This window comes from Vibrio sp. ER1A (assembly GCF_000733315.1).
GTDB classification, from domain to species: domain Bacteria; phylum Pseudomonadota; class Gammaproteobacteria; order Enterobacterales; family Vibrionaceae; genus Vibrio; species Vibrio mediterranei.
The window spans coordinates 1-15,071 of record NZ_JPJA01000094.1 but is presented as its reverse complement, the minus strand read 5'-3'; the positions used below and the strand labels follow the sequence as shown (position 1 = coordinate 15,071).

At 43.8% G+C, this 15,071-nt stretch carries 13 protein-coding genes; 10 read left to right on the top strand and 3 right to left on the bottom strand.

The genetic code is table 11. The features are described from left to right. Positions 1–112: 112 nt before the first annotated feature. Entirely contained in the window at positions 113–1,534 is a 1,422-nt protein-coding gene (locus HW45_RS23385; protein WP_038230213.1) for a DUF2867 domain-containing protein, read from the top strand. Positions 1,535–1,600: 66 nt separating this feature from the next. Here HW45_RS23385 and HW45_RS23380 read toward each other — a convergent pair whose 3' ends face one another. The 3 genes from HW45_RS23380 to rsuA form a co-directional block, all read right to left on the bottom strand. Further along, positions 1,601–2,254: a DUF2913 family protein gene (locus tag HW45_RS23380; protein ID WP_038230211.1), complete on the bottom strand. Its 654-nt coding sequence runs from the start codon at positions 2,252–2,254 to the stop codon at positions 1,601–1,603. Continuing rightward, positions 2,254–3,459 (bottom strand): Bcr/CflA family multidrug efflux MFS transporter, encoded by a 1,206-nt coding sequence (locus HW45_RS23375; protein WP_038230208.1) that lies wholly within the window; start codon positions 3,457–3,459, stop codon positions 2,254–2,256. The genes HW45_RS23380 and HW45_RS23375 overlap by 1 nt, the downstream gene beginning before the upstream one ends. A 229-nt stretch (positions 3,460–3,688) precedes the next feature. Further along, positions 3,689–4,387: a 16S rRNA pseudouridine(516) synthase RsuA gene (gene rsuA, locus HW45_RS23370; RefSeq protein WP_038230206.1), complete on the bottom strand. Its 699-nt coding sequence runs from the start codon at positions 4,385–4,387 to the stop codon at positions 3,689–3,691. A 70-nt stretch (positions 4,388–4,457) separates the two neighbouring features. Between rsuA and HW45_RS23365 the strand changes: the two genes are divergently transcribed. The 9 genes from HW45_RS23365 to HW45_RS28480 form a co-directional block, all read left to right on the top strand. Next, positions 4,458–6,194 carry a DEAD/DEAH box helicase gene (locus tag HW45_RS23365; RefSeq protein ID WP_038230204.1) on the top strand — a complete coding sequence of 579 codons (1,737 nt, stop codon included), beginning with the start codon at positions 4,458–4,460 and terminating at the stop codon, positions 6,192–6,194. Between the two features lie 70 nt (positions 6,195–6,264). Beyond that, positions 6,265–6,678, top strand: a complete 414-nt coding sequence (locus HW45_RS23360) for a PepSY domain-containing protein (RefSeq protein ID WP_031497177.1) — start codon at positions 6,265–6,267, stop codon at positions 6,676–6,678. A gap of 14 nt (positions 6,679–6,692) precedes the next feature. Continuing rightward, a complete protein-coding gene (locus tag HW45_RS23355; RefSeq protein ID WP_038230203.1) occupies positions 6,693–7,349 on the top strand; it encodes a response regulator transcription factor in 657 nt (218 codons plus the stop codon). After that, entirely contained in the window at positions 7,342–8,703 is a 1,362-nt protein-coding gene (locus tag HW45_RS23350; RefSeq protein WP_051868327.1) for an ATP-binding protein, read from the top strand. Before HW45_RS23355 ends, HW45_RS23350 begins: the two co-directional genes overlap by 8 nt. A 167-nt stretch (positions 8,704–8,870) precedes the next feature. Then, complete coding sequence (gene rplY, locus HW45_RS23345) at positions 8,871–9,149, top strand: 50S ribosomal protein L25 (protein WP_006071740.1); 279 nt, start codon at positions 8,871–8,873, stop codon at positions 9,147–9,149. 663 nt (positions 9,150–9,812) lie between these two features. Next, a complete protein-coding gene (locus tag HW45_RS28485; RefSeq protein WP_051868325.1) occupies positions 9,813–11,081 on the top strand; it encodes a hypothetical protein in 1,269 nt (422 codons plus the stop codon). Positions 11,082–11,109: 28 nt separating this feature from the next. Further along, complete coding sequence (locus tag HW45_RS23330; RefSeq protein ID WP_152559706.1) at positions 11,110–11,982, top strand: HD domain-containing protein; 873 nt, start codon at positions 11,110–11,112, stop codon at positions 11,980–11,982. Between the two features lie 631 nt (positions 11,983–12,613). Next, positions 12,614–14,212 (top strand): dGTP triphosphohydrolase, encoded by a 1,599-nt coding sequence (dgt, locus tag HW45_RS23325; RefSeq protein WP_038230197.1) that lies wholly within the window; start codon positions 12,614–12,616, stop codon positions 14,210–14,212. Continuing rightward, positions 14,212–15,071, top strand: an 860-nt coding sequence (locus HW45_RS28480) for a hypothetical protein (RefSeq protein WP_051868323.1), incomplete at its 3' end; no start/stop codon positions are given. The genes dgt and HW45_RS28480, both read left to right, overlap by 1 nt.

Here is a 15,071-nt window from a genome sequence, read left to right as displayed (position 1 = left end):
ATATACGCGTGAAAACATCCTAATCAGCCATCATGTATTGTAAACAAATGAAGATAAACTAGAAAAATGTGTTAAATTTTATAGAGATAACAATTAAGAGAGATAACGGAATATGAAGCGCGTATTGGTATTAGGGGCGTCGGGTTATGTCGGTTCTCAGCTCATTCCTATCCTACTGGACCAAGGCTACGAAGTAACAGCAGCGGCTCGTCAAATAGACTACCTAAAAAGCCGTGTAGTCCCTCACTCGATGCTCAAGTTTGAGTATCTTGATCTCGCTAATCGAGACGCCACAATGGCACTCATTCCTAAGTTCGATATCGTTTATTTCTTGGTACATGGTATGGCTCATGGCCATGACTTTTTGGACTACGAGCTCTCTCTTGCTCAAAACTTCAAAGATGCGCTCGATATTAGTCATGTTGAACACGTCATCTATCTCAGCGCAATTCAACCTCAAACTGGTAATTCCGAGCACCTTGCAGCCAGAAAAGCAACCGGCAAGCTTCTTCGTACCAGTAAAGTGCCAATTACCGAACTGCGTGCAGGTGTTATTATAGGCCCCGGCTCTGCCGCTTACGAAATCATGAGGGATTTCGTCTATAACCTACCTATCTTAATCGCCCCCAAATGGGTGGACTCCAAAGCGAATCCTATTGCTTTACAAAACCTCAATCATTACCTTATCGAACTGGCTAAAGAAACATCACCCGATTCGATTATTTATGAGGTTGGTGGCCCCGATACCTTGTCCTACCGCGAGCAGTTCGCCGTTATTTGCAGCAAAATAAACAAACCACTACGACTCTGGTCAACGCGATTTCTCACACCTAAACTCGCCTCATACTGGCTCGGCGTTGTAACCTCGGTTCCTTCAAGCATTGGCAAAGCCTTATTAGCGGGGCTAGAACATGACTTTATCGCTGACTCTCAAGCAATCAGAACTCGTTACCCACAAGATATGGTTTCCTACTCCGATTCAGTCTCAGAGACCATAGAAAAAGAAGGCACCTTTATTCGTAGCAATGTATGGGGTTACGACCCTGCGGCATTAACGCGATGGCAAGCAGGGTTTGGCTATTACCCAAAGAAAACTGGAGCCAGCTATTTCACCGATAAATCCACCGAGCAGATTTGGGAGGTCGTCAAACAAATTGGCAGTCCGAAAGAAGGCTACTTCTTTGCTAACGCACTGTGGCGCACTCGAGAATGGTTAGATGTACTGTTTGGTGCAGGAAGGCCAATAAGGCGCTCGCCAGAAGGACCAGAATTAAAAGTGGGTGACTTTATCGATTCATGGAAAGTCATTCGATGCGACAAGCCGCATTTTCTGTCACTACTATTCGGAATGAAAGGCCCAGGACTGGGGCGACTGGAATTCACCATTACTGATCATGGAGACAAAAGAGAAATTAACGTGACTGCGTGGTGGCACCCGCAAGGATTCAAAGGGCTGCTTTATTGGTTTGCAATGATGCCTGCACACTTGTTCATTTTTAAAGGGATGGTAAGAGCGATCTGTCGCAAAGCCTAGTCGTTACAAATAACTTCAACCTCTACGCTTTGCGACAATTATGCTCTCATACCACTAAGCTTTAACTTAAGCTTTAAATGACAGAGGGATTTCAGCTAGCTGTATCCCTTTGTTCATTGGATAAATAAGATATTCGCCGTGATACTTTACTTTCGATTTGTAATCAGTGCGTTTGTGGAGCATAAAGCCAGCCTCGTAGGCTTTAGTCACAAACTCCGCATGATTACCACGTACAAACCAACTCATCGGCTTCACCAGGTTTTCTGCATCAAAGCAGTCGTCACATTGATTCGCGCACAGCGCGAAAGAGTTATGACCATCGGTGAAGAATTGAACTTTACTGCCATCAGTCAGAATCTCTGAGGTGCAAACACCCCAACCCGCCGCTTCCATGTCTTCAATAAACTGTTCAATCTTTGCATCAGTTACTGGCTGTACGTCACCAGAAAAAAACTCAGCATAGTAAGCAGAAATGCGCTTAAACAAAGGTTCAAGCATTGAATCATTACCCTTGGAACGCCCAGATTTCTGCCATTGAATTAGGTTAGCACTAGTCGTTTTCCCAAAACGCTGAGTTTTTATCGCTTTTGTTACCCATCGAACAAGAAAGTGATTGTTAGTCACTGGAGAATTAATCAATTTGCCTGAAGCATGCTCATTCGCCAATTCTTCTAGTGCACTGTTTACGACTTTTTGGATCTCTGAATAGTAGTCAGACATTATGCTTTTTTCCCAAACGTCCAATATAAGGCGGCGGATAATACCGAACAAATAGCCATTAATGCAATCATAGGCCAAACTGTTCCACCCGGAAGCATTGCCACAATCGCCCCAATGACTGAGCCAGTGCCAAATCGCAATGTTCCTGCAAGTGAGGAAGCCGTGCCCGCCATCGTTGGATAACCGCTTAACAACAAGCCCATTGAATTACTACCGATGGTCGACAGCGTACCAATAAATAACATAACGAAAGGAACCGTACCCCAAATCCCAAGATCTAAAATACCACTCGCTAACAGTCCTAGACCTGCGAACAGCTGAATGCTTAGCCCAAAACGAAGCATGCCATGTAAGCCAACTTTCTTCACCATACGGCCATTAATGCTGGTCATGATGATCATTGTGACAATGTTCAGGCCAAACAGATATCCAAACTGATCTGGCGTCACACCATAGATATCAATATAGACAAACGAGCCCGCGGTAAGAAAGGCAAACATACCAGCGAACGAAAACGCTCCAGAGAACATCAGTCCCATCGCGACCGGATTCTTGCACAACCTCAGGTAATTTCTGATCGTGGTTCGAAAACGAAGTGGCTGTCTGTTTTCTGGCGCTAAAGTCTCCGGAATTTTCCAAAGCACCGTTGCTATTACCACTACAGAAAATGCTGTCAGCACCCAGAATATCGAACGCCACCCAAACCAGACCGCCAAATGGCCCCCTATCATAGGCGCAACTAACGGAGCCAAGGTAATGACCAAGGTGACAAAAGACATGGTACGCGCGAAATCTTCCTTATCGAACATGTCGCGAACCACTGCTTGGATAATGACCGCTGCCGCTGCACCCGCAAAGCCTTGGGCAGTACGAATATAAGTTAAAGATTCAATGGTTGTCGCGGTGGCTGATATCGCTGAAGCAACGCCAAAAAAGAACACACCAAATAGCAGGATCGGCCGGCGACCAAAACTATCAGCGAGAGGACCATGTAAAAGTTGGCCGATAGCAAATCCGGCAGTGTATACCGTTAATGTAATCTGAACAGCCCCGGCTGTTACCCCTAAATCTTGTGCGATAGTTGGCATCGCGGGCAAGTACATATCGATAGCAAGAGGCGTTAACGCGCCTATGGCTCCGAGAACTAGGAAAAGAACTAAACCTAGTTGAGGTATGTCGGGCTGCGATACTGGTTTAGAACTCATATCGCTCCTAATGAAATCTTTATTTGTGTGCGATCCGTGCCAACAAATAAACAACCTAGACTCAATTTATCCCATTGAGTGAAGTGAGATAGCGCAACAACAGAGCGCTATCTTCGGGGTAACCGTAATATAAGGAAGGCTCTCAGAGTTCGAGAGTAATGACTCATTACGGATATTACTTTTACTCTGGACGAGTAGACGTTTTATCTATCAAAACAGTTTATTAGTATTACTTTTTCCAGACAGAGTCAATTTCTTCTTGAGTGAGATATCGATACTCTCCTGGCTCAAGCATTTCATCAAGAACAATGTCACCGACGCTTTCACGATGTAGACCTTCAACTTTATTACCTAGCGCCGCAAACATACGCTTGACTTGGTGATACTTGCCTTCGTGAATGGTTAATAACACTTCTTTTTCATCAATAATTTCAAGTTGTGCTGGCAGAGTTGGCGCTTTCTCATTTCTAAGCTCAATGCCCTCTTCGAATGCCTTGATGTAATTATCTTGCACAGGGTCTGCTAACCATACGCGATAAGTTTTTGCACATTTATGTTTCGGTGAGGTAATTCGATGAGACCATTGACCATCGTCTGTAATTAACACCAAACCTGTAGTATCAACATCTAAGCGACCTGCAAAATGAAGGTTCTCCATTTTGACCTCATCGAGCAACACAAACGCAGTGTGATTAAAGCCATCTTCATGAGAACAAACAAAGCCATCTGGTTTGAATAACATGATATAACGCGGACCCTGCATGCGGACCTCTCTATCTTGCCATTCGACACTGTTATCTTCAGTGACCTTAAATGCACCGCTCTTTTGTACTACACCATCAACGGTAACATCACCGGATTTAATGATTTTTGTTGCTTCTTTACGTGTTGCGCCTAAAGCGTCACACAAAAACTTATCTAAACGCATGAATACCTCGTTTTCATTTCGTGAGGTATTATAGAGCGGTTTTTTGAAATGTAGAGTAAAACTGAGCCGTATGTACACGCTTCGCCCCTACCAAGCCGATTCTGTTAAAGCTGTTATCCACTATTTCCGCAAAAACGATACCCCAGCGGTGATCGTATTGCCCACTGGGGCTGGAAAAAGCTTAGTTATTGCCGAACTTGCAAGGCTAGCGCGAGGTCGTGTTTTGGTTCTAGCGCACGTTAAAGAGCTCGTAGAACAAAATCACGCAAAATACGAAGACTATGGACTCAAAGGCTCTATTTTCTCTGCCGGCTTAGGTAGAAAAGAGACATCCGAGCAAGTGGTGTTCGCCTCTGTTCAATCAGTAGTGAGAAACTTGGATGCATTTGCCAATCAATTTTCACTGCTTGTTATCGACGAATGTCACCGCGTACCAGAGACCAAAACATCAAGCTATCAAAAAGTGATCAGCCACCTATGCGAAATTAATCCTGGAATTAAAATCCTTGGTTTGACCGCAACCCCCTATCGTCTCGGCGTTGGCTGGATCTATCAATATCACACCAAAGGACTGGTTCGCAGCGACGAAGCTCGTTTCTTTAAAGATTGTATCTTCGAGCTTCCTATCCAATACTTGCTCGATGAGGGCTTTTTAACACCTGCGAAACTCATCGACGCTCCAGTCCTTAGTTACGACTTTTCTCAGCTCAAACCTACCAGTATGGGTAAATACAAAGAATCTGAAATGGATCTTGTTATTGAGCAATCAAAGCGCGCAACACCGCAAATTGTGGAGCAAATAAAACGCTATAGTGAAGACAAACAAGGTGTCATGATTTTCGCTGCAACGGTTCGTCACGCGCAGGAAATCCTGTCGCTGCTACCGAGTGAAAACAGCCAAATTGTCATTGGTGATACACCAACACCTGAACGTGACGCTATCATCTGTGATTTCAAAAATCGTAAGATCAAGTTCTTGGTTAACGTTTCGGTTTTAACTACTGGATTCGATGCGCCCCATGTTGATCTGATTGCAATTCTTCGCCCAACCGAATCCGTCAGTTTATATCAGCAAATCGTTGGCCGTGGTTTACGATTATCAGAGGGCAAGTCAGAGTGTCTCGTTCTAGACTATGCGGGCAACACGTACGATTTGTATCAACCTGAAGTCGGCAACCCTAAACCTGATTCCGATTCCGAAATAATCACCATCCCCTGCCCTGCGTGCGGGTTCAATAATGACTTCTGGGGTAAACTCGATGCCAATGGTTTTTTAATTGAGCACTTTGGTCGCAAATGTCAGGGCTATTTCACCGACGAAGAAACCGGAGAACGTGAACACTGTGACTATCGCTTTAGAGCCAAGTACTGCTCTGAATGCGGCGCGGATAACGATATCGCCGCGCGAATCTGCCACGAATGCGACGCCACTTTGGTAGACCCAGATAAAAAACTCAAAGAAGCCCTAAATCTCAAAGATGCGCTCGTCTTCGAATGCACCGACATGAACCTTGTTGTTCATAAAGATGAAAAAGGTAAAAACAGTCTCAGAGTTAACTATATTGGAGAGAACGATGCCCAAGTCAGCGAGTTTTGGTCATTAAATACCAAAAAGCAGAAAGAATCGTTTCTCGCTAAGTTTGTACGCCCACATTTGGCCGACAAGCATCGTGAGTTTGATGCCACTTCGCCAACAAAAGTCGTGAACAATCAACATCGTTTCCGATTGCCCGCGTTCGTCATAGCCAGAAAAAGTGGTCGATTTTGGAAAATGAGAGACAAAGTCTTTGACGACGAACTGAACTAATCACTGTTCAGCTTTCATTCATGTTTACAAATGTATATTTTAACTATGTTGAAAATATTGGGTCTCCGCCATGCTAAATAAAACCAAACAGACAATATCTATCGTCTCGCTCTCCCTATTATTGGCAGTACCGCTTAGCGCCCATGCCGAATTTTTCTCAGACTCAAGCAAGCCAAGTGGTCACGACCTCGTGCAGGATGTGCAACCGGATGGTGCCCGCATTGAGTTTGAAGAGGACCAAGACGAGGTCTATGACGCTGTACAGCAAGGGCTTATCAAACCGTTTTCTGAGTTGTTTGCGACGGTAGAACGCGACCTCAATGGTCGAGTGATCAAAGTCGAACTAGAAGAAGACGACGATGAGTGGATTTACGAGCTAAAATTGCTCCATGAACAAGATGTTATTAAAGTCGAATATAACGCCACCACACTGGAGATGATGGAAATCAAAGGCCATAATCTTCAAAGAGTCATAAGAAAATAAAATAGAGAACAATAATGAAAATTCTTGTCGTGGAAGATGACCCAAGACTGGGTGAACAAATATTAGAAACTCTAGAAAGCGCAGGTTGGGTGCCAGAACTTGCCCAAGACGGAATCGATGCGCTTTACCGCGCTACGTCAGAAGAGTGGGATGCTATTGTTTTGGATTTAGGACTTCCTAAGATTGATGGCTTGACGGTACTTAAAGGCATTCGAGACGAAAACATTAACACACCAGTCGTCATTCTTAGCGCACGTGACACTTTAAGTCAGCGCGTTGAAGGCCTAAATGCTGGTGCAGATGATTACCTTACCAAGCCATTTGAGATGATAGAGCTTATTGCACGTATCCGAGCTCAACTACGACGCGCTTCTGGCAACGCCTCTCCGTTGATGCAAGTCGGTGACTTAAGCTTAGATACACGAACTTCAAAAGTAATGTGGCAAGGTAACGCAGTAAGCTTAACCGCACTGGAATATAAGGTCGTTGCTTACTTTATGCATAATGCCGACAAGGTCATTTCTCGTACTGAGTTAGTCGAGCATATCTACAAACAAGACTTTGATAGAGACTCAAACACAATTGAAGTGTTCATCGGTAGAATCCGTAAAAAAATCGCTCCTAAAATCATCAAAACCGTACGTGGCTTAGGGTATCAACTTAATGCCTGATATTAGCGCGACTCGGCTCAAAACAGAGTTCAAGCGACTCAGTCTTAAAACGCGATTATTGCTGGCAGCCACCTTGTGGTTGTCAGCCATGATGATCGCCGCCGGTATTCTCATTCCAGGTCTAGTCCGTGATTACCTTAGTCAAGACTTAGAAACTAAGCTTGGACTGACTATGGATGAAATCGCCGCGAATCTAGAAGTGAATAAACAAGGACAACTGGTTCTACAAACTCGTCTTTCAGACCCACGCTTTAATCAGCCATACAGTGGTCTGTACTGGAGCGTCGACAGTGGTTCAGACAAACTACGCTCTCGCTCATTATGGGACCGCACCATTCGAATAAAGAATGAGAAACACAAAGCGACTTACTTCGGTGCCAAAGACGAGAAACTTATTGCCATAAAGCGAACCGTCTTCTTACCTGACATAAGTGACGGCGTCACAATAATTATTGGCCAAGATGAAGATCGTATCGATGACACCCTAAATTTGCTGACAGGCCAACTTTGGTTGATCTTAGGCGTTCTTTCCATTGGTATTCTGACTTTAGTGGTGGTTCAAGTCAGCTGGTCACTCAGACCTTTAGGGAAGATGCAGAAAGAACTGAAACTATTAAAAACGGGTGAGCAACAAACACTGGACGAACAATATCCAAAAGAAATTGCCCCACTCGTGAGCGACCTCAATGCCCTATTGTTCCACTATCAGGAGTTATTAGCACGCGCACGTAATCATGCAGGTAACCTCTCGCACGCACTCAAAACACCGCTCTCAGTGTTAAAGAATGAGTTACACCAACTTTCAGAACAAGACAGACAGAGGCTACAACCCTCGATAGAGCAGATTCAAGCACATATCGATTACCATTTGGGTCGAACTCGAATGGCAGGCGCAATGAATATTCTCTCGGTTAAGTCATCTCCGAGTGAACGCGTCGATGCGATTTCACTGGCTTTCGATAAGGTTTACGCTCAGCGCGATATCGCTTTGGTGAGCGAACTGGATACAGATCAATACGTAGCAGTGGAAAAAGCAGATCTAGATGAAATGCTTGGTAACCTACTAGAAAATGCCTACAAATGGGGTAACAGCTTCATCCGCGTATATTCCGAACTGCTCGATAATCACGAGATCGCTATCATCGTCGAAGATGATGGCCCCGGTATACCTCAAGAGAAGCTAAAAGAAGTGCTGAAACGTGGAGTTCGTCTAGATGAAACGACTCCCGGCACCGGTTTAGGGCTTAATATAGTCAATGAGATGGCGCATAGCTATCGAGGTGATTTAGCTTTGGAATCGAGCAAATTGGGCGGTTTACGAGCAGTCCTTAAACTGCAACGTGCAAAAGAGTAAAAATTGTAACGTTATAAGCAATTTGCTATTGCTCCGCCTAGATTTGAATGTTAGTATCCGCGCTCGTTTTGAATGTATCGATTCGATACTTCAGAACGACTATAGTTTTGACTAGGTCGCTACGTCAAAACAGTTACTTTAATTTTACTATTTTGAGAGTAAATACTATGAAATTCGAAGCAGTAGTACGTACTGAACTAGGTAAGGGTGCGAGCCGCCGCCTACGTCACGCTGGCCAATTCCCAGCAATCGTTTACGGTGGTGAAGCAGCACCTGTTTCTATCGCTCTAAACCACGATGACGTGATCAACCAAATGGACAAGCCAGCATTCTACGAAGGCATCACTCTAGTGATCGACGGCGCAGAAGTTAAGGTTAAGCCACAAGACGTTCAACGTCACGCGTTCAAGCCAAAAGTTGAGCACATGGACTTCATCCGCATCTAATTCCCCACCAAGGAATTATTCGGATTAAATCCAAACCTTTTGCATAAAAAAGATTCTCGGCTTTACCAACCAAGAATTCTTGAAAAATTCGAAACCCCGATGCTACCAACATCGGGGTTTCACCGTTTTAAAAGGGGGCAAAACTCTCTTAACCTATGGTTAATAAAGACTTTTTACCCTTCACTCTTCTTCGTACTCCCCTTCACGATCAGTAAAATTACAAAATAATTACAATATACAGTAGTTGAAAACCCTGGTTTCAGCCCCTACCATCAGGCTAGCAAAGTGAATAACCATTCAAAACATTGCCTAACTCGAAAGCCATTTAGCCAACATATCAACACTCAAAAAAGTGCCATTTTTCTTTAAGGGACGTCATTTGGGCTGCTTAATCCGCTTTCCTCTACTTTTTAGTCGCCACAATAAGAGCGAGATGTTTGCTGCTAATGGAGGCGCTTATGAAATATCGGACTTTGAAACCCCAACAATTTCTCGACGAGTTCTATCCCGACTCTGGGATTGGTATCCGCACTGTCTATAACTGGCTCGATCGCGGATTGCTCACCTTCGTCCTAACTCCCACAGGAAAAAGGCTGGTGGTCATCGACGAGTACGTCCTTTCTCTTACCGCTCGCACAGATCTATAAGCCTTGGTAAGACGATATGGGACGCAGACGCACCGAGCGCAATTCAGACCTTCCACCCTATCTGTATCGCTACAGAGATGCGCAAGGTCGAATCCGATTCCAGTTGGAGCTCATCGATAAAACTCGTATCACGCTCCCGCCTGGCGTCTCGCCCCATATCGCCAAGATGCAAGCAACTAACTACAACATCCGTTACCGCGACACATCAGCTATTTTTGACCGAATAAGCGATGACGGCCACGCTAAGAAACCAACCGGGAGCCGCTTCAATGTTCCTTTAAGCGACGCCATTCAGATTGTGGATAAAGAAGTCGTACGAGAAGAGCTCTCCGATGGTTACTTACAAAAGTACCGAAGCACCATGGTTAAGCTTGAGAGCGAACTAGGCGGCGTGCTGACACGTAACCTCAATCTCGAACTGGTCAATGAGTTTCTTGAAGAACACTACCAGTCTACCAGCGCTAAAAACTTCAATAACATTCTTGCTCACATTAAGAAGTTAGCGAGCTATCTCGCGGATAAGACCTACATCTTGGATAACTTCATGCGCAACAAAAAGAACCGAAAAATCACACGCAGCGAAGGCAAGAAGACACGTCAGCCATTAACAATGGAAGACTTCATGGCGATTCATGACGCTGCCCCTACGTTTCTTAAAGTAGCAATGAGACTCGCTTTTGAAACGACTCATGCGGTGAAAGAAATCACCAGAATCAAACACACCATCCCTCGCCCTAAAGAAGGCGTGTGTGGCATTGTTTGGAACGACAAACGCCAACCAATGCACATCAATGGTATCGAAGTATATGGCACGCTCTACATCCACAGACAAAAGTCCAGAAACCATGATAGCTCTCGGATTGCGATTCCAGTGACTCGAGGTATTTATGAAACCATAGAGCTCGCCAAAACCGATCGCCTTGTTTGCCCCTACGCAGTTAGACGACGTCCGCGCCAATCACAAAGAGGAACGGCGAAAGGCAACAATCACCCTTTTCAACTTGATAGCCAGTACTTAAGCAAGGCATTCAGTCGCGTTCGCGATGAAGTAGGTGTAAAAGCGAACCTACCAAAAGCCGAACGCCCGACTTTTCACGAGATACGCGGTTTGTCCGCTAGAGAGTTTGAACGACGCGGCTACAACCCAAGCGCACGAATGGCTCACAGCAATACTAAGACAACCGAAATCTACACAAAACCGGCTGAATTAACCTGGGTAGAGGTCGAACCACTCGATATTTGGGAAAATAATTGTGAAGTTCGTGTACCTGCGCCCTATAGATAGAGCAGAAAATAAAATTGAGGAGAAAGACATGTCATATTCAATTGGTATTGTCGTAAACGTTGGAACAGGAACCGTTCCTTTTGCTGACATTTTACTTGCAGGTGATGCGAGCTCTACTCGCTTCTTCGGAGCGAATACTTCAAGTTTAAAATGCTACCAAAGTGTCTATTTGAAAAATATCTATTGGCGCTCTCATAGACCCTATGCCGAAAACATACTCCCCCTTTGGATTTCACTGCCAGAAGGCTACAAAAATAGAATGGCTAGCCTAAATGCCACCTTCATCGATGACTTTCTCAAGCTCAACAGATTTGTAGAAAAGGTGAGCCACTCAGCCTTAACACCCTTCGTTGAAAAACTGCAGCATGACGAAGGCTTGTTGGAAGCATTCATCACCATCCCCGCTAGTATGGACAATCATCACTCATGTTCACATGGACTGTTAGCACATTCGGTAGAGGTAACCCAGCTTACGCTCGATCGCCTCTCCGCGCTCAATAAGTCTGACGAGGAAGTACAAGTAGGTATAATCGGCGCCCTTTTTCACGATATTGGCAAGTGCTTCCATGCTTCTTGTACAAACGAGCTTAAATACGTGCCAAACAACCATGAAGAAAAAACCATGGTGATACTTGCGGAAGCAATAAGCGCACTCTACAAGTGGGAACCGAGCTGGCTTGACATTCTAGAGGCTTGCTGGGCGACAAGCGCGAGCGTTAGAAATGTGAGTAGCCCTATCGTAAGCATTGTTCGCAATGCAGATAAGGACTCTGCCTGCGACGACGACTGTGTTAGAAAGTTTGAGGGGATGCCTAGCCGGTTCTGGTTTAAAGTCGTGCGTGATAATGGAAAGGTCACTAGGTTTTTGCGTTCTAGAACGCCACTGAAGCGTTTTGGGTAGAACCGGCACGGGGTTAGGCGCACTTTAATCAGCTTTAATTAATGTTCCGTAAATTCGCATTCACCGAGGATGCTAGTGAGAATAGACGTAGCTCTCGCTAGCTCGTTTATGGACTGAAGTTTGCCTGTGATTTTGCTAAATCAGCACTTCACGGATTATCTGGTGTATTAAAACATCGATAGCTTGGTAGCCAAAATTACTGTACTCGCACAATAAAGTTTGTACATAACGGGACGGAAAACCAGCTAGTTTCGGCGACTGATACAATAAAGTCTGTACACTCATAGGTGTTATCGATTTGCTGCAACCTTGGGTTCTAACTACACCTTGCGTTTACAATCTTTTTAGCCCAATCGTGACTTTGTGTACAAACTTCCCGGCGCCTGTACAAACTACCAACACGGGTCGATTTTGAAATAAATCTGGTAAGGTTTAAAGGAAAAGACATTTGAGCCTTTTCCAGAAAATAACCTTGAACCGTTTTTCTTAAACTGTTGACTTTGATAATATTATTTTTCAGAAAAAATTATACAGCAAGTAAATAGTATGTAACTACTAGCAGGTCTCAAGCTGATAGTCTTTGCCTACAGCTAGCTGTATAATACCTTCAAATAGATTCTAGGGAGTTAGCATGAGTTGGAACAAGCTTTTTCACAATGGGCGCAGAAAAGATAAGTCAGAAGGAAACAAGACTTTTGGTACTGACACGTGGGGGTTGTTGGGAGTGAAAGACTCCAGAGAAGAAATTGAACGAGATTACGATCGTATCTTGTTTTTAGCCCCGACTCGCCGCTTGTCCGATAAAACACAAGTATTTCCTTTAGAACAAAATGATAGTGTTCGAACTCGCCTAACTCATTCCCATGAAGTTGCAAACTTGGCTAGAAGCATTGGTACACAACTGGCTTATGAGCATCCTGAGCTGTTCGATGATGATTGTAGTGAGCGAAAGTGGAGCATTACCAGAGTTCTCCCATCTTTGTTAGCGGGTATTGGATTGGCTCATGATTTAGGAAACCCTCCTTTTGGGCACCAAGGAGAGAGTGCAATTCAGGATTGGTTTAAAAATAAATCTGTAGATATCTTCCCTCAAGAGAATGACAAGATACCGAATCAGTATAATGATTTCATCCTATTTGATGGAAACTCGCAAACGATCCGACTCTTAACTCAGCTTCAAATTCTCAATGATAAGTTTGGTATTAACTTAACTTATGGAATGTTAGCCGCGATGCTGAAGTATCCTCAATCTTCGAAGTATGTTGCAGAGAAAAAAGAAGCTATAGCAGCTTGGACAGAAGAGGAGAAGAGCGAGGGCTCTAGTCCGACGAAACCAACTTGGAAAAAGCATGGTTACTTTTATTCAGAATCAAAGATCATCAAGGACGTCTGGGAAGAAACTGGTTTAAAAGAAGGGGTTAGGCACCCGCTTACATATGTTATGGAGGCATGTGACGATATTGCTTACTCTGTTTTAGATGCAGAAGACATTGTCAAGAAAGGTCTCGCTTCTTATCACGACTTGATTAATCACCTTACCTATTATATATCTGACGACTGCGCAAAAGCTAGAATTAAGAAAGATAATAGAGACTTAAGTGAAGTTGACGAACTAGTGCATGAGCTAAAGCCTAAGTTTGATGTCATACAAAAAACGATTGATGCTAGCCAGAACAAGCACAACAAGTTTTCAAATCCTTCGTTAGGGCTGACACCTGCTGAGCTCAATGATATGAGTATGCAAATGTTCAGGGTTTTTGCTATCGGCAACCTTGTCAAACATACAACTCAAGCCTTTGTAGATAATTTTGATGTCCTTTGTTCAAATGAAAACCCTCCGAAAGACTTAATGTCATTGAGTATTGCTAGCGAGTTATGCGATGCGCTGAAAGATTTCGACCTTAAGTGGGGGTATAAGAACAAATCTGTCCTAAAATTAGAGCTAGAGGGGCATGGCTATATTCAAGGGTTGATGGATATGCTTTGGGTAGGTATTCACGGTAAATTAGACTCAGATAACCCAAAGGATTCGAGTACACCATTTGGTAAGTATGCTTATGGCCGCATCTCAGAAAACTACCGACGAGTTTTTGAAGATGAAGATAATGACTTACCTAATGAGTACAAAGAAGCACAGTTACTAACGGATGCTATTTCAGGCATGACAGATAGCTACTTGATTGACTTACACGATGAATTGAAGGAACTTCACAGGAACTTTTTAGGTTAATGAAATTTCACGCTGCACCGCACAAACAAGCATTAAAGAAGCGGGTTAATCGCTTCTTTAACAGCTCAGCTCAATGTAGAGCTGATGTCTATGACTTTGTTGATACCTTGACCAAGAACAATAGCTTTGATGTATATGCATTTGGTGGTTTAGTGCGAGATATCGGTCTTTTTGGTGTGCGTGATTTCTCATCCGATGTTGACCTAGTTGTTGAAACTAGTAGACCAGTATTGAAGAAAGCAATTTCAGAGTTGCCGAAGAGTTCAGTCACTGAGAATAAATTTGGAGGATTTCGAATAACACAAGGAGCATGGGACATTGATATCTGGTGCGCTCGAGATACTTGGGCAATTAAAAATAACCTAGTAGCTTACCGAGATGTAACAAGCCTTTTGCAAACCACTTTTCTTAGCTGGGATTCGGCCCTGTTTGATGTTAGAAATCAGTCGCTTATTTGCCGTTATGACTACCTTGATGATCTAAACAATGGAACCCTTGATATTGTATTAAAAGAATCGCCAAACGAGCTTGGCTCAATGGTTAGATTAGCAAGGGCTATTTATAGCAAAGGGGCAAAAGAGCTTAAATCCAACGCGCTAGAAGTTCTAGCCTACTATTTAGGCAAGTATGCTGACCAAGATATTGTTAATTATGAAATGAATTCTTATCATCAGGTATTTTTAAGCTTAAGCAAGTTGAGGGGGCTTCGAGAAGAGGTAAGAGCCTCATCTGCAAGTTCTAAAATGAAAGTAAACCTGGTTGGGCAGCTACCTCTTCCATTAGACTTTTCTTTCCATGGTGAAGATAAAGGTAATCACATGTCAAGATTTGTTAACGGGTTTAATGAACAATACAGAAC